This is a genomic window from Streptomyces sp. NPDC096040 (genome assembly GCF_040303265.1).
GTDB lineage: Bacteria > Actinomycetota > Actinomycetes > Streptomycetales > Streptomycetaceae > Streptomyces.
In genome coordinates this window covers 26,271-50,672 of sequence record NZ_JBEOTA010000012.1, presented here as the reverse complement: position 1 = coordinate 50,672, position 24,402 = coordinate 26,271, and the positions used below count along the sequence as shown (strand labels likewise).

Here is a 24,402-nt window from a genome sequence, read left to right as displayed (position 1 = left end):
GTGGTGCGATGTCGTCCGTCCGGCCGCAGGCCGGTCATCTTCTGACGGCGGCCGAGCCACCGGCCATGAGCGCCTCGACCTCGGCCAGCGAGGCCATGGAGACGTCACCGGGCGTGGTCATGGTCAGTGCGCCGTGGGCCGTGCCGTAGGCCAGAGCGCGTTGCAGGGCGGCGGCATCGAGGCGCGCCGCGGGCCTCGCGCCGGGCGCCGAGCCGTCCTCCGCGGCGTCGCCCGTCAGCAGTCCGTAGATCAGTCCGGCCGCGAATCCGTCGCCGGAGCCGATGCGGTCCAGGACGTGCAGACCGGGCATCTCGGGGCCACGGACACAGCCGGTCCGGGCCGACCAGGCGGCCGAGGACCAGTCGTTCACCCCGGCCGAGGGCACCGTGCGCACGGTCGTCGCCAGCACCTCGGCCTGGGGCAGGCACCCTGCCACCTCGGCCAGCGCGTCCCGCACCTCGTCCGCCTCGACCCGTACCGCCCCCGGGTACGGGCCTGCCAGGCCCAGGGCGCCCACGACGACGTCGGCGTGGCGGGCGAGCCGCAGGTCGGCCTCGCGCGCCCGGTCCGCGCCGCCCCTGCCGGCCCAGAGACTGGGGCGGTAGTTGGGGTCGTAGGAGACCGTCACACCGTGCCGCCGCGCGGCTGCCATGGCCTCGTCCGCGACGTCCACGGTGGTGTCCGACAGACCGGCGAAGATACCGCCGGTGTGGAACCAACGCGGACCCGAGGCGAACACCGCGTCCCAGTCGACGTCTCCTTTGCGCAGCTGCGAGACGGCCGTGCCCGCGCGGTCGCTGACACCCAGTGCGCCTCGGATGCCGAAGCCGCGCTCGACGAAGTTCAGGCCGTTGCGTGCGCCGCGGCCGACGCCGTCCGCGGGCACCCAGCGGATCAGCGAGGTGTCGACCCCGCCCTGCAGGATCAGGTCCTCGACCAGCCGCCCCACCTGGTTGTCGGCGAGGGCGGTCACGACGGCCGTGCGCAGGCCGAAGCAGCGCCGCAGTCCGCGGACGACGTTGTACTCGCCGCCGCCCTCCCAGACCTGGAAGGTGCGGGCGGTGCGGATCCGCCCCTCGCCCGGGTCGAAGCGCAGCATCACCTCGCCGAGGGCCACCACGTCGGTCACGTCGCGCTCCTGTCCACCGCGTCTGCGGTCAGCCGGCGGATCTCCGCGTACTCGCCCCGCTCCAGATGGGCGGGGGTGGCCATCCAGCTGCCGCCGACGGCGAGGACCGCCGGATCGGCGAGGTAGGCGGCCATGCGGTAGGCGTCGATCCCGCCGGTCGGCACGAAACGCATTCGAGGGAAGGGGGCCGCGAGAGCCCGCAGCGTCCGCGGGCCGCCGAGCGGCTCGGCGGGGAAGAGCTTGACGGTGTCGAGGCCGGCCCGCAGGGCGCGCATCAGCTCGGTGGCGGTGGCGACGCCGGGCACCACGGGCACCCCCAGCTCGCGGCACCTGGCGACGACCTCCTCGTCGAAGCCGGGGGAGACCACGAAGCGGGCCCCGGCCGCCACGGCCCGCTCCGCCTGCTCGGGCGTGAGGACCGTGCCGGCGCCGACGGCGAGCCCGCCGTGGGCGGCCATCGTCTTGAGTACCTGCTCGGCGTGGGGGGTGCGGAAGGTGACCTCTGCGCACCGGGCGCCGCCCGCCGCGAGCGCGTCCGCCAGCGGGCCGGCGGTCGCCGCGGACGGCACGGTCAGCACCGGCAGGAGACGGGCTCCGGCCAGTACGGCGGCCAGGTCGACGGTCGGTTCGGCGGTCATCGGCCGAGCCATCCGCCGTCGACGGGCAGGACGACGCCGTGGACGTAGGCGGCGGCGTTGGAGGCGAGGAAGACCGTGGCGCCCGCCAGGTCGTCGGCGTCGCCCCACCGCCCGGCGGGGATGCGGTCCAGGATCGCTTCGCTGCGTACCGGGTCGTCCTGCAGGGCCTGGGTGTTGTCGGTGGCGATGTAGCCGGGGGCGAGTGCGTTGACGTTCACCCCCCGTGGGGCCCATTCGTTGGCCAGGGCCTTGGTCAGGCCGGCGATGCCGTGCTTGGCGGCGGTGTAGCCGGGGACGGTGATTCCGCCCTGGAAGCTGAGCAGCGAAGCCGTGAAGATGATCTTCCCCTGGCCGCGGGCCACCATCGACGCGCCGACCGCACGGGTCAGCGCGAACTGCGCGTTGAGGTTGACTTGAAGCACCAACGCCCAGTCCGAGTCGGTGTGTTCGGCGGCCGGAGTGCGGCGGATCGTGCCCGCGTTGTTGACCAGGATGTCCACCGGCCGTTCGCGCCCGGCGAGGTCCGCGCCCAGGGCCCGTACGGCCTCGGGGTCGGCGAAGTCGGTGCGAATCGCCTCGAAGGTGCGGCCCGCGGCGAGGACGTCCTTCTCCACCGCGCTGCCGGAGGCCTCCAGTGTGGCGCTGACGCCGATGACGTCCGCACCGGCCTGGGCGAGCGCGCGGGCCATGGCCCGGCCGATGCCGCGCCGGGCGCCGGTGACGACGGCGAGCTTCCCGGTGAGGTCGAAGGAGGTCATACGGCCACTCCCCGGGCGTCGTCGGTGCAGTCCACGAGGATCTTCATCACGTCGCCGCCGCCCTCCAGGGCCTCGAAAGCGGCGGGCGCCTGCGTGAGCGGCACGACCTTGCTGATCAGCCGCTCGGCCGGAATGGTGCCGTCGTCGACCAGGGTCACCGCCTTCTCGAAGTCGGAGCGGTCGTACAACCGGGCGCCCACGAGGGTGAGTTCGCGCCAGAAGAAGCGGTGCAGGTTCACCTCGCGGGGGCGGGGGTGGATGGCGACCAGGCACAACCGGCCGCGCACTCCCAGCACGTCGACGGCGGTGTCCACGCCGCCCTGCGCGCCGGAGACCTCGAAGGCGACGTCCGCGCCGGCGTCACCGGTCCACTGCCGGACCAGCTCGGGCACGTCGTCGGCCCCGGGGTCCCAGGTGGCCAGCCCCAACTCCACGGCGATCTTCCGCCGGTGCGGACTCAGCTCGACCACCCGGACGTTGGCTCCGGCCGCCTGCGCCACCAGGGCGATGAGAATGCCGACGGGGCCGCCGCCGACCACGACGGCTTTCTCGCCGTCGCGGACCCGGGCCCGGCCGATGTCGTGCACCGCGACCGCGGTGGGCTCCACGAGGGCGGCGTGGTCCAGGGGGAGGGCGCCGGGCAGCCGTACGAGGGTGGTGGCGGGCACGGTCCAGCGTTGCTGCATCGCGCCGGGGGAGTCGATGCCGATGAAGTCCAGATGCCGGCAGATGTGTTGATGGCCGGCGAGGCAGGCCGGGCAGGTCTCGTCCCAGCGCAACGGCATCACGGTAACCGCGTCACCGGGCGCCCAGCCCTCCACTCCCGCACCCACCCCCACGATCCGGCCGGACATCTCGTGTCCGAGGACCGCGGGCGTGGCGACCCGGGCGTCCATGTCGCCGTGGAAGATGTGCAGGTCGGTGCCGCAGATGCCGACGTAGGCGGGGGCGATCTCCACCTGGCCGGGGCCGGGGGGCGGGGTCTCGACGGGCGCGGTGTCCAGGGTGCGGGCGGCGAGGTAGCGGACTGCGAGTGTCATGGTGTTCTCAGGGTCCCTTCAGCGCGGACGCCGATGGTGAGCAGCAGGTTGGCGTAGGTGCGGATGTCGGCGGTGACGACGACGAGGGCGAGGTCGGGAGAGCGGGCGGCGTCGTAGAACTCGAAGCGGCCGAGCGTCTCGACCGGGACGGGCGCCAGCATCGAGCGGTACTCGGCGATGGCCGGCGGCTCCGGCTCGCCCTCGGGCGGCACCATCACGTGCGCCGACTCGACGGGCAGGGCGCGCAGCAGGACGTCGAGCACGGTGGTGACATCGAGCAGGCCCGGCGCCAGGTTGAGGTGGACGGTCCTGGCCCGCGGGCCGGTGGCCGTACTCGCCGGATAGTGGCCGTCGGCGAGCAGGACGCGCGCCCCGTGACCGGCGCCGGCCAGGGCTTCGAGGATGCCCGGGTGCAGGAGTTCGGTCAGGAGCATGGAGCCCCTCCCTTCCTTTCAGCGGGGTTGAGGCGGTAGAACGTGGTGGCCGTGCCGGCGAGGACCGCCGTGGTCTCGGCGGCGGAACAGCCGGCCAGGAGTTCCTCGACGGTGGCGGCCCACCGGTTCCAGCCGCCGGCGAGGACGCAGACCGGCCAGTCGGAGCCGAACATCAGCCGGTCGGGCCCGAAGGCCGCGAGCAGGACATCCCACACCGGCCGGATGTCGTCGACGGTCCACTTCTCGTGGTCGGCCTCGGTGACCAGACCCGACACCTTGCAGCGCACCTGGGGGTGCGCGGCCAGCTGCCGCACGCCCCGCTCCCAGTCGTCCAGGTCCTGCCGGGCGATGGGTGGCTTTCCGGCGTGGTCGAGGACCAGGGGAAGGCCGGGGAGGCGTTCGGCCAGGCGGATCGCCTGGGGGAACTGGTGGCTGCGGATGAGCACGTCGTACCCGAGGCCGCGTTCGCCCACCGCCCGCAGTCCCCGCTCCACCGAAGGCTGTTGCAGCCAGTCGGGATCGGACTCCCCCTGGACGAGGTGACGTACGGCCCGCAGATACGTACCGGCGGGTCCGGCGCGCAGCGCGTCGAGTACGTCGCCGATCGCGGGGGACGTGAGGTCCGCCCAGCCGACGACCGCGCCGACGATCGGGTCGGTGTCGGCGAGGGTGAGGAACTCGCGTGTCTCCTCGACCGACGGCACGCACTGGACGAGCACCGTGCACTCCAGCCGCCGGCCTGCCACGGTCGCGGTCGCGGCCGAGCGCAGGTCGTCGGCGCCGAAGGAACGGCGGATGCGCTCGTGGCCGGGTTCGTCCAGCCAGGACTGGGGACGATGGTCCAGGTCCCACACGTGGTGGTGGGCGTCGACCAGGGGCAGCGGCTCAGACACGGGCGGACCAGACCGGGCCGTCGGGGTAGCTGTACTCCTTGAGCGACTCGGGGTGCATCTGAGCGCTCAGACCGGGGAGGGTCGGGGCGAGGTAGTGCCCGTCGACGATGCGGACGGGGTCGACGAAGTGCTCGTGCAGGTGGTCGACGTACTCGATGACCCGGTCGTCGGTGGTGCCGGAGACGGCGACGTAGTCGAACATCGACAGGTGCTGCACCATCTCGCACAGGCCGACCCCGCCGGCGTGCGGGCAGACCGGCACGCCGAACTTCGCGGCGAGCAGCAGGATCGCGATGTTCTCGTTGACGCCGCCGACGCGGGCGGAGTCGATCTGCACGATGTCCACCGCCCCGGCCTGCAGCAGCTGCTTGAAGACGACCCGGTTGGCGATGTGCTCGCCGGTGGCGACCTTGATGGGGCTGACGCCCTTGCGTACGGCGGCGTGGCCGAGGATGTCGTCGGGTGAGGTGGGCTCCTCGATCCAGTACGGGTCGTAGGGGGCCAGGGCGCGCATCCAGTCGATGGCCGGGGCGACATCCCATCTCTGGTTGGCGTCTACGGCGATGCGAATGCCGTCACCGACCGTCTCGCGGGCGACGCGCACACGCCGTACGTCGTCCTCCAGGGAGGCGCCGACCTTCAGCTTGATCTGGGTGAAGCCGTCCGCGACGGCCTCGCGGGCCAGGCGGGCCAGCTTCTCGTCGGAGTAGCCCAGCCAGCCGGGGGTGGTGGTGTAGGCCGGGTAGCCGCGCTCCAGCAGACGGGCGATGCGCTGTTCGCGGCCCGGTTCGGCACGGCGCAGGATGTCCAGGGCCCCCTCGGGGGTGAGGGCGTCGGACAGCCAGCGGAAGTCGACCTGGGCGACCAGTTCCTCGGGCGACATCTCGCCGAGGAAGCGCCACACGGGCTTGCCCGCCCGCTTGGCGGCGAGGTCCCAGGCGGCGTTGACTACCGCTCCGGTGGCCATGTGGATGGCACCCTTCTCCGGCCCCAGCCAGCGCAGTTGGGGATCGTGCACGAGGGAACGGGAGAACGCTCCGAGGTCGCCGCAGACCTCCTCGACGGACAGACCGACCACGTGCGGGGTGAGGGCCGCGATGGCGGAGGCCTGTACGTCGTTGCCGCGGCCGGTGGTGAAGGCGAGCGCGTGGCCCTCCAGTCCGTCACCGGCGTCGGTGCGCAGGACCACGTAGGCGGCGGAGTAGTCGGGCTCGGGGTTCATGGCGTCCGAGCCGTCGAGGTGTTCGGAGGTTGGGAACCGCACGTCCAGTACGTCCAGGGCGGTGATGCGGGCGGATGAGGGCACGGTGGAGGACATGGCGGCAACTCCTGTGAGGGGCAAGGGGGAATCGGTCCCCTTGCGACGAGACGTGAACGCGGCGGAGGTCGGGCGGCCGATGGGGCCGCCCGGGTCACTCCTGGACCTTGCCGCCGGTGATGCGTGAGATGGCGAGGGCGACCAGGATGATCAGGCCGTTGAGGGCGCCGATCCACTGGGCGGGGACGCCCGCCAGGGTGAGCACGTTCTGGATCATGAAGAGCAGCAGGATGCCGCAGAAGGCGCCGAACATGGTGCCCCTGCCGCCGTTGAGGCTGATGCCTCCGATGACGGCGGCGGCGAAGACGGTGAAGATGTAGCCGTTGCCCTGAGCGGAGGCGACCGAGGCGAGGCGTCCGGACAGCATCAGTCCGGCGAGGGCGGCGAGCACGCTGCCGGTGACGATGACGATCCACAGCACCCGGTCGGTGCGGATGCCGGCTGCCCTCGCCGCGTCGACGTTGCCGCCGATGGCGTACAGGGAGCGGCCGAAGCTGGTCCAGCCGAGCACGACGATGGCGACGGCGAACAGCGCCAGGCAGATCCAGATGGAGGCGGGCATGCCGAACCATTCGGCGGTGCCGGTGTAGAGCATCGACTCCGGCAGCTGGAAGAAGGTCTGGCCGCCGGAGATGCCGGTGAGGATGCCGCGCAGCACGATGAGCATGCCGAGGGTGACGATGAAGCCGTTGAGGCCGAAGCGGATGATCAGCAGGGAGTTGATCACGCCGACGAGCGCGCCCACGGCGAGGGTGACGGGGATCGACCAGGCGCCCGGGAGCAGGCCGAGTCCGTGCCCGGCGCCGGCCGGGACGACCAGCCAGGCCGCGACGCCGGGCGCGAGGCCCATGGTGGACTCCAGGGACAGGTCCATCTTCTTGACGATCAGGATCATCGTCTGGGCGAGGACCAGCAGGGCCATCTCCGACATGGTCTGCAGGACGTTGATGAGGTTGTCGGCCTGCAGGAAGACGGGGTTGACGATCTGGCCGACGACCGCGATGACCACGATCGCGGGGACGAGGGCGAGGTCGCGCAGGCGGGCCAGGGGTATCCGGCCGCCGAGCAGCGCGGTGCGCTTCGGCTTCGGTTCCACGGCCTTGGCGGCGGTGTCCGCGAGGACGGTTTCAGGCATTGAGGTCCACTCCTTCCATCGCGGCCACGAGGTCGTGGTCGTGCCAGCCGCGGGCTATCTCTGTCGTTACCCGGCCCTGGAACATCACCAGGATCCGGTCGCACATGCGCAGGTCGTCGAGTTCGTCGGAGGCGATGAGCACTCCGGTGCCGGACTCGGCGGTCTCCTCGACCTTGCCGAGGAGGAACTCCTTGGAGCGCACGTCCACGCCGGCGGTCGGGTTGATCAGGACCAGCAGGCGGGGGTCGTCGGCGAGGGCGCGGGCCATGACGACCTTCTGCTGGTTGCCGCCGGAGAGGGAGGAGACGGGCAGATCGGGGCCCGGCGTCTTGATCGCCAGCTTCTCGATCATGTTGCCGGCGAGCCGGTCGCGTCGATCACGGCTGAGGAAGCCGTTCTTGCCGAGCCGGTGGGGCACGGACAGGGTGGCGTTGTCGGCGATCGACATGTCGGGTACGAAGCCCTGGTGGTGCCGGTCCTGCGGGACGAATCCGGCTCCGGCGGCGAGCGCGGCGGGCACGCTGCCGGGACGGGGGCGGTTGCCGGCGATCTCCACATCGCCGGTGGCGGCCGTCCGCAGCCCTACGACAGTCTCGGCGACCTCGGTGCGTCCGCTGGCGGCGGCACCGGCGAGGCCGACGATCTCGCCGGCGCCCACCTGGAAGGTGACATCACCGTAAGCGCCGTCACTGCCCAGTGCCTGCACGGACAGCGCGGGGGTGGCGGTGCGATCGACGGCGCTCGACCGCACCTGCTGCCGGTCGGCGGCCGCCTCACCGGTCATGGCGGCGACCAGCTCGGTGCGGGGGAGGTCCGCGACCGGAGCGGTCACGATGTGCCGGGCGTCGCGGAACACCGTCACCATGTCGCAGATCTCGTAGACCTCCTGCAGGTGGTGACTGATGAACAGGAAGGTCACGCCCTGGCGTTGCAGGTCGCGGATGCGGTCGAAGAGCCGGTTGATCGCCGCCGCGTCGAGCTGTGCGGTGGGCTCGTCGAGGATGATGAACCGGGCCCCGAAGGACAGCGCACGGGCGATCTCCACGAACTGCCGCTGCTCGACGCTCAGGTCCCCGGCCGGGGACTGCGGGTCGACCTCCACCGACCAGGTCGACAGCAGTTCCTGGGCCCGGCGGCGTACGCCGGTCCAGCTGATCAGCCGGCTGGGGCCGTGGTGGTGCCGGTTCAGGAAGAGGTTCTCGGCGACGGTCAGCGTGGGGATGATCGTCGACTTCTGGTAGACGCAGGCCACGCGCTGTCGCCAGGCGTCGCGGTCGCTGAGTCGTGGTGCGGGGCCGCCGCCGAAGGTGACCGTTCCCTCGTCCGGGGCGTGCAGGCCCGTCAGGACGGACACCAGGGTCGACTTGCCGGCCCCGTTGCGGCCGACGAGTGCGTGGGTCTCGCCGGGCCTGATGGTGATCCGGGCGCCGTTCAGGGCCACCGTCGGACCGAATCGTTTGACTATGCCCGTCGCCTCGACGACGGGCGGGGCTGCGGGGGCCCGCCCATCGTCCGCCGGGGCGGGCGCGGGGGTGACTGCTCGCTCCCCATCGCTCATCTCAACCGCCTTGTGCTGGTTAGCCGTTGGGTGCCTGACAGGGCCGGTCAGCCGAGGTTGTTGCCCCACAGCGACGTGTCGTCGCCCTTGACGCTGGGGACGCCGCCGTAGGTGCCGCCGTCGACGGTGACCAGGGGAGCGGAGAGCTGGTCCTCCAGCAGACCGTCACGGACCTGGATGATCGTGCTGTCGTGGTCGGTCTTGCCCGGCTTGAACGTCTTCCCTTCGATCGCCGCCTTGAGGTAGTACAGGGCGTACTTGGCGTACAGGTCGGCGGGCTGGGAGACGGTGGCGTCGATGTTGCCGGCCGCGATGTCCTTGAGCTCCTCGGGGATGCCGTCGTTGGACACGATGAAGACGTGCTTCTTGTCCTTCGGCCCCACCAGCAGGCCCTTCTGCTTGAGGACTTGGAGGGTGCCGGACAGGGCGAAGCTGGACTCCATGTAGACGCCCTTGATGTCGGGGTTGGCGGTCAGGTCCGTCTGCAGCTTCTGCGCGGCGACCGCGCCGTCCCAGTTGGTGGCCTCACCGAGCACCTTGACGCCCGGGTAGTTCTTCTTCATGCAGTCGTTGAACGCCTCGGTGCGGTCACGGCCGTTGATGGAGTCCAGGCCGCCCTCCAGCATGACGACCTTGCCCTTGCCGTTGAGCTTCGTGCCGAGGAACTGGCAGGCCTTCTCGCCGTAGGCGCGGTTGTCGGCCCGTACGACCATGAACACCTTGCCGCTGTCGGGGCGGGTGTCGATGGTGACGACGGGGATCTTCTTCGCCTCCAGCTGGGCGAGGGTCGGCGCGATGGCGGCGGTGTCCTGCGGGGCCATCGCGATGCCCTTGACACCCTGGCTGATGAAGGTCTGCGCGTTGGCGGTGAGCTTGGCGACGTCGTTCTGGGAGTTCGTCGTCTTGAGGGAGAGGCCGAGCTTCTTCGCGAAGTCGGGCGTGTACTTGATGTACGAGTTCCAGAAGTCGGTGTCGGACCGCGGGTAGTCGACGCCCACCAACGGGTCGCCGCTCGACGAGGCGGAGGTGCCGGAGCCGCTGCTGCAGGCGCTGAGCAGCGTCAGCGCACAGACGACGGAGGCGGTGGAGCTGAGTGCGGTTCTGAGTCTCATGGGTACTTCCTCGCGCTGGTCCCGGAGCGGGGTTGTTACGTCAGTGCGACGGCTGTGTGTCGCTGACGGATAGATGGGATGTTTATAGATTGGGCTCGGCGAGGTTGTCTAGTGGGTGAGCCGAAAGTGCCGGGGAATTGCTGCTAGATGATCTGGATGGGCCGCCGTCGTGTGATCTCGACAGGGAGATCCATCCCATCAATGATGCGTATTTGTGATGCGCTGACGGCTTGTCCGCGGACTTCCCGTGTGGCGGCGCATCCTTCGCGCGGCCCCCAGACATTCCATGTCTGCCGCCCTGGCAATGCGCTGATAGCTCCCATATATGGACAAAAGCGCGAGTCGATGCGTGTTTTCATCCCTGCACGCCAGTTGACATCCCCAGGAGACATGGCGGACCTTCATGCGTAACAAGCGGCGGCCCAGGCACAGCAGCCACGCGCCGACTTGTTTCCCCCGCGTTCCCCTGCCCCCTTCCGTACCCGGGATGTGCTCATGTCGAGTTCGATCAACAGACGCCGCTTCCTGGCCGGCGCCACCTTCGTCGCCGCGGCGGCCGTTGCCGGAGGCGTGTTCGGTGCCGGCATCGCCCAGGCGGCGCCCAGCAGCTACACGCCCGACTGGACCTCGGTCGACCAGCACCCGCCGGCTCCGGAGTGGTTCCAGGACGCGAAGTTCGGGATCTACTTCCACTGGGGCGTCTTCAGCGTTCCCGCCTACGACAGCGAGTGGTACCCGCGCAACATGTACCAGGCGGGAAGCAACGCGAACCAGCACCACATCGCGACCTACGGGGACCCGTCCGTGTGGCCGTACCACAACTTCATCAACGGGGCGAAGGACCGCGCTGGGAACACAGTGCAGTTCGCACCGAAGCTCACGTCGGCGGGCGGGAACTTCGACCCCGACGCGTGGGCGCAGCTGTTCGTCGACGCGGGAGCGAGGTTCGCCGGACCGGTCGCCGAACACCACGACGGCTTCTCCATGTGGAACAGCCAGGTCAACGAGTGGAACTCGGTCGCCAAGGGCCCGAAGCTCAACCTGCTGCAGCTGTTCACCACGGCGATCCGGGCCAAGGGGCTCAAGCTGCTGGTCGCCATGCACCACGCGTACAACTACAACGGCTTCTACGAGTACGCCCCCGCCCAGACCGATCCGAGCCTGAAGAAGCTCTACGGGCAGCTGGGCTCGGCCGCGGAGAACCAGCTCTGGTACGACAAGCTCAAGGAGGTCATCGACCTCTCCCAACCGGACATCCTGTGGCAGGACTTCAAACTGGACGCGGTCGACGAGACGCAGCGCCTGAACTTCCTGTCCTACTACTACAACCAGGCCAACGCCTGGGGCCGTGAGGTCGTCGCCACCTACAAGGACGGGTTCGACGACAAGGGCGAGGTGTTCGACTACGAGCGCGGCGGGCCGGCCGACCTCACCACCCCGTACTGGCTGACCGACGACAGCATCTCCAGCAGCAGTTGGTGCTACACGCAGGGCATCGGCTACTACAGCATCCAGCAGATGCTGCACTCGTTCATCGACCGGGTCAGCAAGAACGGCAACGTGCTGCTGAACATCGCGCCGATGGCCGACGGCACCATCCCCCAGGCGCAGAAGGACATCCTGCTCGGCATCGGCGACCACCTGAAGCGCTTCGGCGAGTCGGTCTACTCGACCCGCGCCTGGACGGTGTACGGCGAGGGCCCGACGAAGATGGGCGGCGGGGCCTTCACCAATCCGACGGCCGGCACGGCGCAGGACATCCGCTTCACCCGCAACAAGGCCGACAACGTCCTGTACGCCGCCGTCCTGGGCTGGCCCGGCAGCTCGCTGACGATCAAGACCCTCAGCTCGGACCGGATCAACGTCTCGTCGCTGACGTCGGTGAAGCTGCTCGGCTCCACCGCCGGCACCTACATCGACCTGCCCACGCCGACCCAGAACTCCTCCGGTCTCACGGTCACTTTGCCGTCCTCGGCGCCGTACAGTGCCAACGCCTACGTCCTGAAGCTCTCCTTCTCCGGCACCATCCCGGGCATGCGGCCGCTCGCCGGCGCCGTCGCCTTCACGGACGTCAACTACACCGGCAGCTCCGCCGCGTTCACCCTCGGCGACCACACCGCGGCCGACCTGACCGCGGCCGGACTGGGCACGCGCAACATCTCCTCCCTCCGTCCGGCCTCCGGCTACCAGGTGATCGGCTACTCCGGGGACAACTTCACCGGCACCGCCTGGACCTTCACCGCCGACAACCCCGACCTGCGGGTCACCGGCAACAACGACCAGATCACCTCACTGAAGGTCCAGTTCAACCCGTCGACGTACTTCCGGCTCACCAACGTCACCGACGGCCTTGCCCTGGACAGCGGCGGCAACGTCGCCTCCGGGTCCAACCTCAAGCAGTGGGGCTGGGACGGCAGCAACAACCTCCAGTGGCAGGCGGTCGATGTCGGCGGCGGCTACTACAGGCTGGTCAACCGCACCAACGGCATGGTCGCCGACGGCTGGGGCGCCACCGCCGACGGCTCCGCTGCCCAGCAGGCGCCGTGGAACGGCGGCACCAACCAGCAGTGGAAGATCACCCCCAGGGGCGGCAACAGCTACTCGATCGCCAACCGCACCACCGGCCTGGTCCTCGATGGCGGCGGCAACGTCGCCTCGGGGTCCGTCACCAAGCAGTGGACCTACGGCAGCAGCGCCAACCTCCTGTGGACCTTCACGGCGCTGTGACTCTGGCACCGCCGTGACAAGCGGCTGCTGCGGGCGCGCCCGCGGGACTGGGGACTTCCAGTCGCCAGACGTCTCGTACCGGCCGAGCGTGGTCAGCAGCAGCACTTCGGTGGCCCTGACGACCACGCGGGCCTGCCCGCCGGCGGTGACCGACGTGCTGCTGCTGGAGGCGACGACGGTGACGCCTTCGCAGCTGTATGCGCCGCACGTCAACCCGCGCCGCGCCTGCGGAGCATCGTGCTCCGGTTCTCTGTGGAACATGGCATGTCTACGGCAGCAGGAATCAGTTACGTCATCGAAGTTCAGGCCTAACGTTCGGCGCCTGGAGCCCAGAGGCAGGGCCGCGCCTGAAGCACTTGGGACCGCAGGCCCTCTGGCCGTCTCCACCGCCTCACCCCGACACATCAGAGCCACCCGAAACCGGGAGTACACCCATGTCGTCAGGAAGAAGACTGTCCCGTCGTACCCTGCTGGGCGCCGCGGGTGCCGCTGTGGCCGCGAGCGCGCTGCCCGTGGTTCCCGGCTTCTCCCGCCTGCTCACTCAGGCGGCCGCCGCGGACCTCCAAACCAATCTCAGCAACCTGGTCAACATGCGGTTCGGCATGTTCAACCACTTCAACCTGGGGACCTTCACGAACGAGGAGTGGGCGGCGCCGAACCAGAACCCGGCTCTGTTCGCTCCCACGGCGGTGGACTGTGCGCAGTGGGCCGCGGCGGCCGCGGCGGCGAAGATGAGCTACGGGGTGCTGACCACCAAGCACCACGACGGCTTCGCCCTGTGGCCCAGCGCCTACGGCACGCAGAACGTGGCCAACAGCTCCTACAAGCACGACATCGTGCGGCAGTACGTCGACGCGTTCCGTGCCCGGGGACTGAGGGTGGGCCTGTACTACTCGATCTGGGACCGCACCTACAACGTGCAGGCCTACGACAGCCGCCACGGCGTGCCCGCCGACCAGGAGATCCAGCCGGGCGACCTGACCTTCATACTGAACCAGATCACCGAACTGCTGACGAACTACGGCACCATCGACATGTTCGTCACCGACGGCTACGCCTGGCAGATGGGCCAGCAGGCGATCTCGTACCAGCGCATCCGGGAGCACGTGAAGTCGCTCCAGCCGGACATCGTCATGATCGACCACGGCGGGCTGTCGGTGCCCCTCCTCGGCGACGCGATCTACTTCGAGGAGCCGTTGGGCATTACGGCACCTGCGGGTAACACCTATGCGGCCCTGCAGGGGCAGACGATCAGCAACGGGTGGTTCTGGCATCCGACCACGCCGACCACCGACCCCATGAGCAAGGCGGCGATCCTGTCGCACCTGGCGGACCTGGAACCGAAGTACACCTCGTTCATCCTCAACTGCCCGCCCAACCGCGACGGTGTGCTGGACAACAACATCGTCACCCGGCTCGCCGAGGTCGGCGCCGCCTGGAGCCCGAACACCTCCCGCCCGCCACTGCCCGCACAGATGCCCCGCGCCGAACACCCCGTGACGCCCGTCAGCGCCTACGCCACCGGCGTCCACACCGGCGAGGGACCGCTCAACGCCATCGACGGACTCAGCGACAGAGGCTTCGAGACCTGCTGGTCCACCTGGAGCCTGGCGCTGCCGCAATCGATCACCATCGACCTGGGCGGCGTCTGGACCAACGTCTCCACCCTGGAGTACCTGCCCAAGCAGTGGAACCGCAACAACACCACCGACGGTGACATCACCTCCTACACCATCTCCGCCAGTACCGACGGCACGAACTTCACCCAGGTCGCCACCGGCACCTGGGCCGGCGACCGCGCCACCAAGGTGGCCGAATGGGCCGCCCGCAACGTGGGCTTCGTACGGATCCAGGCCAACGCGGCCACCGGCGGCTACGCCAACATGGGCGGCGTCAGGATCGGCGGGCGCACAGCCAAGCCCGTGCTTGTCTCCTCCGTATTGCCGGGCGACGGCACGGTCTACCGCATCGTCAACCGCAAGAGCGGCAAGGTCGCCGACGTGTACAACTTCGGCACCGCCAACGGCACCAACATCCAGCAGTGGCCGTGGCTGAACAACACCGCCCAGAAGTGGACCTTCGCCTCCACCGGAGACGGCTACTACGAGATCAAGAACATCAACAGCGGCAAGCTGATGGAGGTGGCCGGACTCTCGCGGGTGGACGGCGGGAACGTCTCCATCTACGGGGACAACAACGTTCCCCAGCAGCACTGGGCGGTCACGCCGACCGGCGACGGCTACTACTACCTCACCAACCGGCTGAGCGGACTGTCGCTCAACGTCGAAGGAGGCTCGACCGCCGACGGGGCCAACATCAACCAGTTCACCTACAACCGCGCGCCCGAGGAGCAGTGGCAGATCATCGCTTCCTAATGCTGTTGTCAAGCGGCTGCCGTGACCGGTGGTGTGACCTGGTAGCACCGTCGGTCACGGATCAGGGCCGAGATGACGTTAACGCGTCGGCGGGCGAGCGCGAGGGCGAGGACGACCTGGACGTGCTTCTTCCCCTCGGGCCGAGGGGTCGGCGCCCTGCACCGACCAGCCACCGGCCCTGGCCAGTTCCAGGGCCAGTGCGCCGGTGCCGCAGCCGATGTCGAGGACGGCCGCACCGGGGCCCGGGGTGTGCCGACGCGGTCCAGTACCGCCGGGAAGATCAGCTGCCGGGCCAGCCTCATGTCACGGTCGCGGTAGGCGGCCGCGGCCGCGGGGGTGTCCCAGGCGAGCCCCGGCGGCGGGTCGGTAGCGGTCATGGCCCGAGCCTTCTGGGTGGTGCCCGGCCCCCACCAGTCCCTCGACCGGGCGATTGCGGAAGCCGGTGCCGTCGCTCGCGCGGTAGCCGGGGTCACTGCGTTGCGGCGGCCTCCTGGGCGATCCGGTCGAACTGGGCGCCCATCGCCTCGGACAGCGCCCGGGCGGCGGAGAGCGGGCGCACCATCACCGTGAAGTCGTCGATCTTCCCGTTCTCGTCGAGGTGCAGGAAGTCGCAGCCCTGGAGCTTCTTGCCGGCGACCGTCGCCGTGAAGACGAGCGCGTGGTCCCGGCCGTCGGGGTTCGCGATCTCCCGTACGTAGGTGAAGTCCTCGAAGACCCGGGACACCGCGCGCAGGATCGCCGCGGTGATCGCCTTGCCCGGGTACGGCTTGAAGGCGACCGGGCTGGTGAAGACGACGTCGTCGGCCAGCAGGGCGGTCGCGGCGTCCATGTCGCCGCTCTCGACGGCCTTGCGGAAGGGATGCATGGGTCCACCTCACCTAGTCAAAAAGTTGAGTAATGGGATGCTAGCGTGCACCCATGGCTCTGCGGAATGCGGTGATGGCCGCCCTTCTGGAGGGCGAGGCCTCCGGGTACGACCTCGCGAAGGGATTCGACGCGACGGTCGCCAACTTCTGGACGGCCACGCCCCAGCAGCTCTACCGCGAACTGGAGCGCATGGAGGCCGAAGGACTGGTCTCCGCGCGCGTTGTGGAGCAGGAGCGCCGGCCCAACAAACGGCTGTTCTCGTTGACGGAGGCCGGCCGTGAGGCGGTGCGCGCGTATACCGCCGAGCCCCCGGCCCGGCCCTCGGTGGTCCGCGACGAACTCCTGGTCAAGGTGCAGTGCGCGGACGCCGGTGACATCGAGGCGGTCCGCGCGGCCGTCGCCGAGCGCATGGAGTGGGCCACCGCCAAACTGGCCCGCTACGAGCGGATACGCCGGCGCCTGCTCGCCGGGCGCTCGGAGGAGGCGTACTTCGCGGAGGCGGAGCGCGTCGGCCCCTACCTCACCCTGCTGCGCGGGATGTCCTTCGAGCGGGAGAACCTGCAGTGGGGGGAGCTGGCGCTGCGTCGACTGGAGCAGCGGGCGGCGGTTCATCATCAACAAAGTGAGTAGGTACAGGGACGGGGCGCCCGACTCGTCGGGCGCCCCGTCACCGGCCTCGGATCAGCAGGTCGCCACTCCCGGCAGCCACGCCGGGCCCTTGATGTAGATGTTCGTCATCCACGCGCCGTTGGTCAGCTTGGACCAGGCGTCGTTGGTGTAACCCTCGGCCGTCACCGTCTGGGCGTGGGCCTGGCACACCACGTTGACCGTCGTGGGCTGCGGGAAGTAGTCGACGACGCCGGCGTTCACATTGGGCTGGTTGTGCGTGCGCACCCCCGTGCCCCAGGTCTGGAACGCCGTGCTGCCCCCGCTCGGCGGCGGTGCGCTGTCGCCGCCGCAGTCCGGGATGCCGGGCAGCTCGGCCGGGCCCTTGATGTAGATGTTGGTCAGCCAGGAACCGTCGGCCAGTTTGGACCAGATGTCGTTGGTGTAGCCCTCGGCGGTCACCGTCTCCGCGTGCTCCTGGCACTGGACCGAGACCTGGGTCGGCCCGGCGAAGGTGTCCACGACGGAGGAGCGCACGCTCGGCGTGGAGTGGGTCCGCACCCCCGTGCCCCAGGTCTCGAAGGTCGTACCGCCGTTGGCCGGCGGCGGCACCGGTGTCCCGGACGGGTTGATGCGGATCGCGCCCGCGTAGTCGCCGCCCGTGCGCACCGGGGCGACCCGGATGTGGGTGCCCGACTCGTACGCCTCGACCATCTGCCCGGCGCCCAGGTACATGGCGACATGGTGGATGTGCCCGCTGCCCCAGAACATCAGGTCACCGGGGACCAGGGGAGCGGTGCCCTGGGCGGCCGAGAAGCGGGCCGAGGCCTGCGAGCTGTGGTACTGGTCGTCGGCCGTGCCGTTCAGCAGGTCCCTGCCGGTCGCCCGGTAGTACGCGTAGCGCGTCAGGCCCGAACAGTCGAAGCCCTTGCGCTCGTTGTCGTGCAGGCTGTCGGGGTCGGAGCCGTCGTAGTAGCCGTACGAGGCACCGGGCGTGGCGCCGTGGCCGCCGCCCCAGCTGTACCAGACACCGATCTGTGAGCAGGCCGCGTTGACGGCGGCCTCCGCGGTGGCCGAGGCGCCGGAGGCCAGCACCCCGCAGGTCGCGTCCTGGGCGGCGCGCGGGGCGGCCGCGTGCGCGGTGGCGGGGAGGAAGGCGATCAGCGCGATCGCCGCCGCCGCGGCGGTCGCCCGGCCCGGCGTGGAGAGTTCCGAGAGTCTCAAGGTGTACATCCTTCATCGAAATGCAGGCATGGGGACATGGGGACATGGAGCCGTGTGCGGGGGTCCGGTGATGTGCCGGGTGTCGCGTCCCACCCCCGTCGGGACGCGACACCCGGGGCTCAACCGGCCAGCGCCGCCCGCATCTTGGCCAGCGCCCGCATCCGGTTGCGCTGGACCGTGCCACGATGGGCGCCGAGCCGTTCCCCGGCCGTGTCGTGGGTGAGGCCCTCCAGATCGACGAGGATCACCGCGGCCGCCTCCTTCGGCGAGAGCATGCTCAGCAGCGCGAGGGCGGTGACCGAGGCCTCGTACGAGCCGAGCCCGCCGTCCCAGCCCGCCTCGGGCAGCCGGTCGGTGGTGCGCTCACGCCGGGAGGGGTGCAGCCAGGAGTCGCGCAGCAGGTTCAGCGCGACCGTGCAGGTGTAGGCGTACGGGTGCTGCTGGTGTGCCAGACTCCGGGCGCGGGCCCGCCGGGACAGCCGCAGATACGTCTCCTGCAGCAGGTCGTCGGCGTCGTGCGGATTGCCGGTCAGGGCGAGCAGCCGTCTGCGCAGTCTGGGCATGTCGGCGGTGAAGGAGGCGTCGAAGTCTCTCGGGCTCATGGGCACTTGTGCCGCCTCGGCCGGTCCCCGCACGACTTCGTGCGGGCCCTGCGTACATGTGCCGCCGTGACTTTCCATGGTCGTCCCCCGATGGTCGTTCGCGGTGTGAAGAGAGAAGAAAGATGTGAAGAGAGAAGAAAGAGAGGAGAGGGTGCGGTCCGTTGGTCAGACGGGCCGGACAGCGGCGGCGGGCCCGTAGCGGGCGGCCGGTGCGCCGCTCAGCAGGGCCCAGTACCGGTCGCCGTAGGACCAGTGCCACCACTCCGTGGGGTAGTTGACGAAGCCGGCCGCGGTCAGCGCCCGCTCCATCAACGCCCGGTTGGCGCGCGCCTCGGCGCCGACGTCCGGTGCCCCGGTACGGCAGGCACCCGCGCTCTCCTCCGGGGTGGCGTTGACCTCCGTGCCCAGCGGCAGCTCGATGCCGTCGACGGTGCACAGGGTCAGGTCCACCGCCCCGCCGCTGACATGGGGGGCCACCTCCGGCGGGGAGATGTAGACACTGGCCAGCTCGCGGATCCGGTCCGGCGGGGCGTCGGGGTGGGCCGCGCGCAGGGTCGCCGCGTACTGCTCGAAGTAGCGGCGCTGCAGACCTGGCGGCCGGTACCCCTCCACCACCAGGAACCTGATCCCGGCGGGCAGCAGCGACTGCGCGTCGAGGAGCCGGCTGAGTGCCCCGGAGCGCAGGTGCGCATAGCTGCCGTCGGGGTCGGCCTGGCGGGGGTCGATCAGCAGGCCGGGAGTCCCGCGCAGATCGACCAGCGGTTCACCGCAGTCCTGCTCGGTGACCGCCGCGACCCGGGAGTCGGAGAGCGTGATGATGTCCGTCACGCAGACAACAGTGGCCGGATCCCCTGCAATTGCTCTGCAGGTCCCCTGCAAGCGTGTCACCAGGGCTCCTGCAGCCCCGGCCGGTTACGGCGACTCGTCGCCCCGGCGCTCCCGGGCCTCCCGTCCGCCCACCGACCGGAACACCTCCAGCGCCTCCGCCCGGGCCGCCCGCGCGGTCTCCGTGTCGCCGTCCGCCGTCCACACCTCCGCCAGGTCCCACACCGTGCGCGCCCGCCACAGCTCCAGCCCCAGCTCCGCCCAGAGGGCCGCCGCGTGCTCCAGCGGCTCCCGGGCCCCGTCGGTGTCCCCGGTCGCCAGCTGCACCTCCCCGAGCGTGCGCAGCACCAGCGCCTCGCCGAACCGGTCCTGCCGCTCCCGGGCCACCTCCAGGCAGCGCACCAGCCGCCGACGCGCCTCCGGGGTACGGCCCGTGCGCAACTCCACCTTGGCCAGGGACTGTTCGGTGTACATCGTGCCGAAGGTGTCCTGCAGGCCGGTGAAGATCCGCAGTGCGTCGTGCAGCAGCCGTTCGGCCTCCGGGTACCGGCCCTCGGCCCGGTCGCACAGGGCCAGTGAGCGCAGGGTGAGCCCCTCGCCGTGCAGGTCGGCGGCGGCCCGGTACAGGTCCAGGGCGCGGGACAGCGCCTCCCGGGCCGGCGTGCCGCGCCCCTGCTCGCGGTGCACGTACCCGATGCCGTACAGCACCCGCGCCCGAGGGCCGACGGCGCCGTTGTCGCCGTACCGCTCCAGCGCGGCCTCCAGCAGTTCCAACGCCTCGGCATAGCGGGCCTGTTCACGGCGGGCGGTGCCCATTCCGGCCAGTGCCACCGCCGAGCCCTCAGGGGAGCGCTCCTCGAACACCCGCAGCGCGTCGGCGAAGTAGACGTAGGACTCCTCGAACCGGTCCTGTTCGTAACGGAGTTGGCCGAGCCCGGCCAGCAGCCAGGCCTCGCCCTCGACGTCCCCGCTGCGGCGCACCGCCGCCATGGCCGCGGTGTGCGAGCGGGACCAGGCGTCGAACTGGTTGTACAGCGCGGCCGAGCTCGCTATCAGCGCCCCGGCGAGGTCCCGGGCGGCCCGCGCCATGCCATGGTCGGCGCAGTGCGTCACGGCGGCCAGCAGCCCGGCCTGCTCGGCGGCGAACCAGGCCGCGGGCCGGGCGAGCAGCGCCTCCTCGGTCTCCGGGTCGAGCGGGCGTACGGCGGCCGGTTCCGGGAAGTGCCGTGCCGTGCCGCCGGGGCCGCGGGCGGCAGCCTTCCGGGCCAGATCCAGCCAGCAGCCGACAAGGCGCAGTACCGCTGCCGCACGCTCCTCGGCGCTCTCCTCGGTGAGACAGCGCTCGCGGGCGTGTTCGCGGGCGAGGTCGTGGATGCGGTAGCGGGCGAGGCCGGTGCCGTCCACGCCGATCACATCGATGAAGTGGCAGTCCACCAGCCGTTCGACGGCCTCCTCGGCCTCCTCGGTCCCGATGCCGAGCAGGGGAGCGGCGATCCAGGCCGCGAAGTCGGGCAGGTCCAGCAGGGCGAGGCGGCGCAGGGCCTGGCGCTCCTGCGGCGCGAGGTCGGCGTAGCCGAGTTCCAGGCTGGTGCGCAACTCCAGGTCCCCGGCGCTGAGTTCGTTGAGCCGGCGCCGTTCGTCGCGTAACCGCCCGGCGAGCCGGTCGGGCGCCCAGTGCGGGCGGGCGGCCAGCCGGGCGCCGGCGATACGCACCGCGAGCGGCAGCCGCCCGCACAGGGCGACGATCTCCGCGGCCCGCTCCGGGTCCGCCCCCGTCCGCCCCTCGCCGGCCACCCGGCGGAACAGGTCGAGGGCCTCGGCCTCGTCCGGTACCGCGAGGTCCAGATGGGCGGCGCCCTCCAGGGCCACCAGCCGGCGTCGGCTGGTGATCAGCACCGCGGAGCCGGGGCCCGGCGGCAGCAGGGGCCGGACATGCGCCTCACCGGCCGCGTTGTCGAGGACGACCAGGACCCGCCGGTGCCCGATGTGGGTGCGGTACAGGCCGGTCAGCTCCTCGATACCGGAGGGCAGCGTGACCGGGTCGACGCCCATCGCGCGCAGCAGCCGGACGAGTGCGTCGGCGGGCTCCAGCGGTGTGGTGTCGGCGGCCCTGAGGTCCACGAACAGGCGCCCGTCGGGGAAGTGTTCGGCGGTCTGGTGGCCGACGTGCACGGCGAGAGCGGTCTTGCCCATGCCGGAGCGTCCGGAGATCACCCCGATCGGGGGCGCGGTCCGACCGGGGTCGCCGACGCTCCGCAGCAGCTCGGTGGCCCACTTGATCTGCCCGCCGCGGCCCACGAAGTCGGCGATGTCGGGCGGGAGATGGGAGGGCGCGGGCTCGGCACTCCTCGGGGCGGGCACCGGCCGGTCCGCCCGGCCGGTACCCAACACGCCCGTGTCGCCGGTCAGTACGGCCTGGTGGACAGCCCGCAGCTCCGGGCCCGGGTCGATGCCCAGCTCGTCGCGGAGCACCGCACGGCCCTCCTGGTAGACGCGCAGGGCGTCGGAGACCCGGCCGGCGCGGAACAGGGCGGTCATCAGCTGGCCGCGCGGCCGCTCCCGCAGCGGATGCGCGGCCACATGGGCGAGCAGCGGCGCGATCGTGCCGTCCGCGCGGCCCAGCTCCAGCGCCAGCCCGAAGGACTCCTCCTCGGCCACGAGCCGCAGCTCCCCGAGACGGGCCGCCTCGATCCGGGCGAACGACTGGCCGAGCCCTTCGAGAGCCTCCTGGCCCCGCCACAGCCCCAGCGCCTCGGACAGTACCTCCGCGGCCTCCTCCGGGCGCTCCGCGGACCGCCCCGTCGCGAGGAGTTCCTCGAAGCGGCGGGCGTCGACCCGGTCGGGGGCGAGGTCGGCGACATAGCCCGGGGGCCGGGTGCGGATCAGCTCGTCGGTTCCGACCCGGGCCAGTGCCCGGCGTACGGCGGAGACATGGGTGGCGACCAGGGCGCCCGCGGTGGCCGGGGCCTCCTCGTCCCAGACGAAGTCCACCAGGCGCCCGGTGGAGATCACCTCGCCCAGGTGCACGACGAGTGCGGCGAGGACGGCCAGGGGTCTGGAACCGCCGAGCGGGGCCCGTCGGCCCCCCTCCCAGACCTCCACCGGGCCGAGCAGACGTACTTCGAACATCGATCCCCGATCGCTCCTGGCGGATGCCGGCAACGATATCGGCGGGGGTTGTCCGAGCAGGGCGAAGACCGGGCCGCCGTGACCGGATCCGTTCCGTCCCACCGGTCGGACGGGACCCTCCGCGACGTCCGGTACGCCGAACTGGGGCGGGGCCGACAGGGCTCCGGGGGCGGTTCTCCCTTCTGCCGCAGTTGGCTGGTTTCTGTGGGTGGCCATAGCGGCCCCTGTACGGGAGACGGGCGGCCGGCGGCCCTCGTATGACCGCACCCCCGGATCCGCCACGAATTCCGTCGCGCCGGAAATTCCCCGCGGCCGCATGTCATACGAACGGCCCGCCGGCATCGTCAACGGGCCGAAAGCACCGAGCCGTTCACCGCAGCCAGGGAGTTGCCCGATGAAGCGCCCCGCCTTCCGCCGCAAGGTCGCGTACCTGAGCACCGTCGCCGCCGTGGCCGCGCTCGCCGTCACCGGCTGCTCCCGGGAGTCCGGCGGCGGCTCGGCCCCCGTCGCCGCGACCAAGGCGCGCGAGCTGACCTACGCCGAGGACCTCCGGGTCTCGGACGCCGAACAGCGCCTGATCACCCGGTGCATGGTCCGGCACGGCTTTCGCTACTGGTCGGACACCTCCCTGTCCCTGGCGGAGAGCCGGCCGCTCGGCTACGTCCAGGACGACGTCCGCTGGGCCCGGACCTACGGCTACGGCAGCCGGATCGCCGCCAAGGAGGACCGCGCCCGTCTGCACAACCCCAACATCGCCTATCGCAAGGGACTTTCGGCCGAACGCAGGACCGCCTACGACACCGCGCTCGACGGCGGACGGAAGACGGAGCTGCTGCGTACCGGGGTCCCCGGCGGCGGCTCGGTCAGCAAAGAGTCCGGCGGCTGTGACGCGGCGGCCGAGCGCACGCTGTACGGCGATCCGGCCACCTGGTTCCGGCTGGACACCACCGCCAGCAACCTGCGTCCGCTGTACGTCGGCAAGTTGCTGCACGACCAGCGGTTCACCGCCGCCGTGCACGACTGGGCGAGCTGCATGAAGCGGGCCGGGCACCCCTATCCGGACCCCGACGCGGCCCGGCAGGCCACCCGGGAGCACCCCGCCGTCCAGACCCGGGCCGAGGAGGCCAGGAGTTTCGCGGCCGAGACCCGGATCGCGGTCGCCGACGCCACCTGCGCCCAGGACGTCTCCCTCAAGTCCGTCGGCCAGGACCGGGAGGCCCACTACCTGGCCCAGCTGAACGGCAAGTACGGCGCCCGGCTGGACGCCTACCGGCGGCTGCGGCAGCAGGCGCTGGCGCGCGCCGAGCGGCTCGTCCCCGCCCGCGCCTGACATCGACAGGCGCCCCACGAACTCCGCGGCACCCGCCGCGGCCCTCACCCACACCGACACCGCCTCCGACGAGGCAGAACGGGATCCATCATGCGCAAACTGACCCTCGCCGCCGTCACCCTGGGCCTCGCGGCCCTCGGCCTCGCCGTACCGGCGAACGCCCACGCCGTCTCCGGCTGCAACGCGCAGTGGCCGGGCCGGGACGGCAACGTGCGGGCCTGGCGGGACTGGGACTGCGGCGGTGAGCTGCTCGGCGTCACCCCGGGCAACGACCCCAACTGGGGCGACGCGGCCGGTCCCTTCCAGGGCAGCGACGTCAACGCCGCCTCCTCCGTGATGAACAGCGGCTTCGTCGGCGGCAAGGACGTCGTCGCCTTCTACTACCTGACCAACTACCCGTCCTCCGCGTACGGCTGCCTCAAGCCGGGCGAGCTGTACGTGGACAACCTCACCCGCGACACCTTCACCAACGGCGCGAACATGAACGACAACATCATGTCCCACGCGTGGGTGGCGTCCAGCGCCTGCGCCCCGGGCTCCTTCATCAGTTGAGACGCCACGTCGGCCACGGCCACCCGGCCGTGGCCGGCCCCGCCTCCTTACCGATTACCCACCTCACGTACCGCCGAGTTTCACATCCGCGCCACCGGACCCTTCCCTGACGTTCGATGCCCTTGGAACACTCGCACCCGCGCACAATCC

General features: G+C 71.0%; 20 protein-coding genes and 1 pseudogene. 5 read left to right on the top strand and 16 right to left on the bottom strand.

All coding sequences use genetic code 11. From position 1 onward, the window contains the following. Positions 1-34: 34 nt before the first annotated feature. The 10 genes from ABTY98_RS18030 to ABTY98_RS17985 all read right to left on the bottom strand — a co-directional run bounded on the left by ABTY98_RS18030 (position 35) and on the right by ABTY98_RS17985 (position 10,015). Positions 35-1,129, bottom strand: coding sequence for a PfkB family carbohydrate kinase (locus tag ABTY98_RS18030; RefSeq protein WP_352221894.1), 1,095 nt, complete (start codon positions 1,127-1,129; stop codon positions 35-37). After that, positions 1,126-1,767, bottom strand: coding sequence for a bifunctional 4-hydroxy-2-oxoglutarate aldolase/2-dehydro-3-deoxy-phosphogluconate aldolase (locus ABTY98_RS18025; protein ID WP_352221893.1), 642 nt, complete (start codon positions 1,765-1,767; stop codon positions 1,126-1,128). Before ABTY98_RS18025 ends, ABTY98_RS18030 begins: the two co-directional genes overlap by 4 nt. Continuing rightward, positions 1,764-2,525: an SDR family oxidoreductase gene (locus ABTY98_RS18020; protein WP_352221892.1), complete on the bottom strand. Its 762-nt coding sequence runs from the start codon at positions 2,523-2,525 to the stop codon at positions 1,764-1,766. The genes ABTY98_RS18025 and ABTY98_RS18020 overlap by 4 nt, the downstream gene beginning before the upstream one ends. After that, entirely contained in the window at positions 2,522-3,565 is a 1,044-nt protein-coding gene (locus tag ABTY98_RS18015; RefSeq protein WP_352221891.1) for a zinc-dependent alcohol dehydrogenase, read from the bottom strand. The genes ABTY98_RS18020 and ABTY98_RS18015 overlap by 4 nt, the downstream gene beginning before the upstream one ends. Further along, positions 3,562-3,999 carry an RbsD/FucU domain-containing protein gene (locus tag ABTY98_RS18010; RefSeq protein WP_352221890.1) on the bottom strand — a complete coding sequence of 146 codons (438 nt, stop codon included), beginning with the start codon at positions 3,997-3,999 and terminating at the stop codon, positions 3,562-3,564. Before ABTY98_RS18010 ends, ABTY98_RS18015 begins: the two co-directional genes overlap by 4 nt. Further along, a complete protein-coding gene (locus tag ABTY98_RS18005; protein ID WP_352221889.1) occupies positions 3,990-4,892 on the bottom strand; it encodes an amidohydrolase family protein in 903 nt (300 codons plus the stop codon). The genes ABTY98_RS18010 and ABTY98_RS18005 overlap by 10 nt, the downstream gene beginning before the upstream one ends. Further along, positions 4,885-6,210 carry an L-fuconate dehydratase gene (locus ABTY98_RS18000; RefSeq protein WP_352221888.1) on the bottom strand — a complete coding sequence of 442 codons (1,326 nt, stop codon included), beginning with the start codon at positions 6,208-6,210 and terminating at the stop codon, positions 4,885-4,887. The genes ABTY98_RS18005 and ABTY98_RS18000 overlap by 8 nt, the downstream gene beginning before the upstream one ends. 94 nt (positions 6,211-6,304) lie before the next feature. Continuing rightward, a complete protein-coding gene (locus tag ABTY98_RS17995) occupies positions 6,305-7,345 on the bottom strand; it encodes an ABC transporter permease (RefSeq protein ID WP_352221887.1) in 1,041 nt (346 codons plus the stop codon). After that, entirely contained in the window at positions 7,338-8,903 is a 1,566-nt protein-coding gene (locus ABTY98_RS17990) for a sugar ABC transporter ATP-binding protein (RefSeq protein WP_352221886.1), read from the bottom strand. The genes ABTY98_RS17995 and ABTY98_RS17990 overlap by 8 nt, the downstream gene beginning before the upstream one ends. A gap of 47 nt (positions 8,904-8,950) precedes the next feature. After that, positions 8,951-10,015: a sugar ABC transporter substrate-binding protein gene (locus ABTY98_RS17985; protein WP_352221885.1), complete on the bottom strand. Its 1,065-nt coding sequence runs from the start codon at positions 10,013-10,015 to the stop codon at positions 8,951-8,953. Positions 10,016-10,510: 495 nt separating this feature from the next. On the opposite strand from ABTY98_RS17985, the gene ABTY98_RS17980 reads away from it, so the two are divergent. Further along, positions 10,511-12,742 carry an alpha-L-fucosidase gene (locus tag ABTY98_RS17980; protein WP_352221884.1) on the top strand — a complete coding sequence of 744 codons (2,232 nt, stop codon included), beginning with the start codon at positions 10,511-10,513 and terminating at the stop codon, positions 12,740-12,742. 434 nt (positions 12,743-13,176) lie between these two features. Continuing rightward, complete coding sequence (locus tag ABTY98_RS17975) at positions 13,177-15,117, top strand: RICIN domain-containing protein (RefSeq protein ID WP_352221883.1); 1,941 nt, start codon at positions 13,177-13,179, stop codon at positions 15,115-15,117. An 8-nt stretch (positions 15,118-15,125) separates the two neighbouring features. Here the strand turns inward: ABTY98_RS17975 and ABTY98_RS42325 are convergent. Further along, a pseudogene (locus ABTY98_RS42325) lies at positions 15,126-15,260 on the bottom strand (IS110 family transposase); the annotation flags it as partial. Between the two features lie 326 nt (positions 15,261-15,586). Then, on the bottom strand, positions 15,587-15,982 hold the full coding sequence (locus ABTY98_RS17965) for a nuclear transport factor 2 family protein (protein ID WP_352221882.1): 396 nt from the start codon (positions 15,980-15,982) through the stop codon (positions 15,587-15,589). A gap of 53 nt (positions 15,983-16,035) precedes the next feature. Between ABTY98_RS17965 and ABTY98_RS17960 the strand changes: the two genes are divergently transcribed. Then, positions 16,036-16,614, top strand: a complete 579-nt coding sequence (locus ABTY98_RS17960; protein WP_352221881.1) for a PadR family transcriptional regulator — start codon at positions 16,036-16,038, stop codon at positions 16,612-16,614. Positions 16,615-16,665: 51 nt separating this feature from the next. Here the strand turns inward: ABTY98_RS17960 and ABTY98_RS17955 are convergent, their stop codons facing one another. From ABTY98_RS17955 to ABTY98_RS17940, 4 genes are all read right to left on the bottom strand, one after another. Next, positions 16,666-17,814 (bottom strand): C40 family peptidase, encoded by a 1,149-nt coding sequence (locus ABTY98_RS17955; protein WP_352221880.1) that lies wholly within the window; start codon positions 17,812-17,814, stop codon positions 16,666-16,668. A 119-nt stretch (positions 17,815-17,933) separates the two neighbouring features. Further along, entirely contained in the window at positions 17,934-18,416 is a 483-nt protein-coding gene (locus tag ABTY98_RS17950; RefSeq protein ID WP_352221879.1) for an RNA polymerase sigma factor, read from the bottom strand. A gap of 165 nt (positions 18,417-18,581) precedes the next feature. Continuing rightward, positions 18,582-19,244 carry a M15 family metallopeptidase gene (locus tag ABTY98_RS17945; RefSeq protein WP_352221878.1) on the bottom strand — a complete coding sequence of 221 codons (663 nt, stop codon included), beginning with the start codon at positions 19,242-19,244 and terminating at the stop codon, positions 18,582-18,584. Between the two features lie 84 nt (positions 19,245-19,328). Then, positions 19,329-22,370, bottom strand: a complete 3,042-nt coding sequence (locus ABTY98_RS17940; RefSeq protein WP_352221877.1) for an AfsR/SARP family transcriptional regulator — start codon at positions 22,368-22,370, stop codon at positions 19,329-19,331. A gap of 394 nt (positions 22,371-22,764) precedes the next feature. Here ABTY98_RS17940 and ABTY98_RS17935 point away from each other — a divergent pair, with 394 nt between their 5' ends. Both ABTY98_RS17935 and ABTY98_RS17930 read left to right on the top strand, forming a co-directional pair. Continuing rightward, a complete protein-coding gene (locus ABTY98_RS17935; protein WP_352221876.1) occupies positions 22,765-23,700 on the top strand; it encodes a hypothetical protein in 936 nt (311 codons plus the stop codon). Positions 23,701-23,790: 90 nt separating this feature from the next. After that, the gene (locus tag ABTY98_RS17930) at positions 23,791-24,252 is read left to right on the top strand and encodes a hypothetical protein (RefSeq protein WP_352221875.1); all 462 of its coding nucleotides are present in this window, start codon (positions 23,791-23,793) and stop codon (positions 24,250-24,252) included. Positions 24,253-24,402: the final 150 nt, after the last annotated feature.

Bases quoted from the DNA above. Each gene is read 5' to 3' on its own strand.
- ABTY98_RS18000 (WP_352221888.1), bottom strand. From the start codon at position 6,210: ATGTCCTCCACCGTGCCCTCATCCGCCCGCATCACCGCCCTGGACGTA.
- ABTY98_RS17935 (WP_352221876.1), top strand. From the start codon at position 22,765: ATGAAGCGCCCCGCCTTCCGCCGCAAGGTCGCGTACCTGAGCACCGTC.
- ABTY98_RS18020 (WP_352221892.1), bottom strand. From the start codon at position 2,525: ATGACCTCCTTCGACCTCACCGGGAAGCTCGCCGTCGTCACCGGCGCC.
- ABTY98_RS17930 (WP_352221875.1), top strand. From the start codon at position 23,791: ATGCGCAAACTGACCCTCGCCGCCGTCACCCTGGGCCTCGCGGCCCTC.
- ABTY98_RS17985 (WP_352221885.1), bottom strand. From the start codon at position 10,015: ATGAGACTCAGAACCGCACTCAGCTCCACCGCCTCCGTCGTCTGTGCG.
- ABTY98_RS17975 (WP_352221883.1), top strand. From the start codon at position 13,177: ATGTCGTCAGGAAGAAGACTGTCCCGTCGTACCCTGCTGGGCGCCGCG.
- ABTY98_RS17990 (WP_352221886.1), bottom strand. From the start codon at position 8,903: ATGAGCGATGGGGAGCGAGCAGTCACCCCCGCGCCCGCCCCGGCGGAC.
- ABTY98_RS18015 (WP_352221891.1), bottom strand. From the start codon at position 3,565: ATGACACTCGCAGTCCGCTACCTCGCCGCCCGCACCCTGGACACCGCG.
- ABTY98_RS17960 (WP_352221881.1), top strand. From the start codon at position 16,036: ATGGCTCTGCGGAATGCGGTGATGGCCGCCCTTCTGGAGGGCGAGGCC.
- ABTY98_RS17995 (WP_352221887.1), bottom strand. From the start codon at position 7,345: ATGCCTGAAACCGTCCTCGCGGACACCGCCGCCAAGGCCGTGGAACCG.
- ABTY98_RS18010 (WP_352221890.1), bottom strand. From the start codon at position 3,999: ATGCTCCTGACCGAACTCCTGCACCCGGGCATCCTCGAAGCCCTGGCC.
- ABTY98_RS17980 (WP_352221884.1), top strand. From the start codon at position 10,511: ATGTCGAGTTCGATCAACAGACGCCGCTTCCTGGCCGGCGCCACCTTC.
- ABTY98_RS17950 (WP_352221879.1), bottom strand. From the start codon at position 18,416: ATGAGCCCGAGAGACTTCGACGCCTCCTTCACCGCCGACATGCCCAGA.
- ABTY98_RS17965 (WP_352221882.1), bottom strand. From the start codon at position 15,982: ATGCATCCCTTCCGCAAGGCCGTCGAGAGCGGCGACATGGACGCCGCG.
- ABTY98_RS17940 (WP_352221877.1), bottom strand. From the start codon at position 22,370: ATGTTCGAAGTACGTCTGCTCGGCCCGGTGGAGGTCTGGGAGGGGGGC.
- ABTY98_RS18025 (WP_352221893.1), bottom strand. From the start codon at position 1,767: ATGACCGCCGAACCGACCGTCGACCTGGCCGCCGTACTGGCCGGAGCC.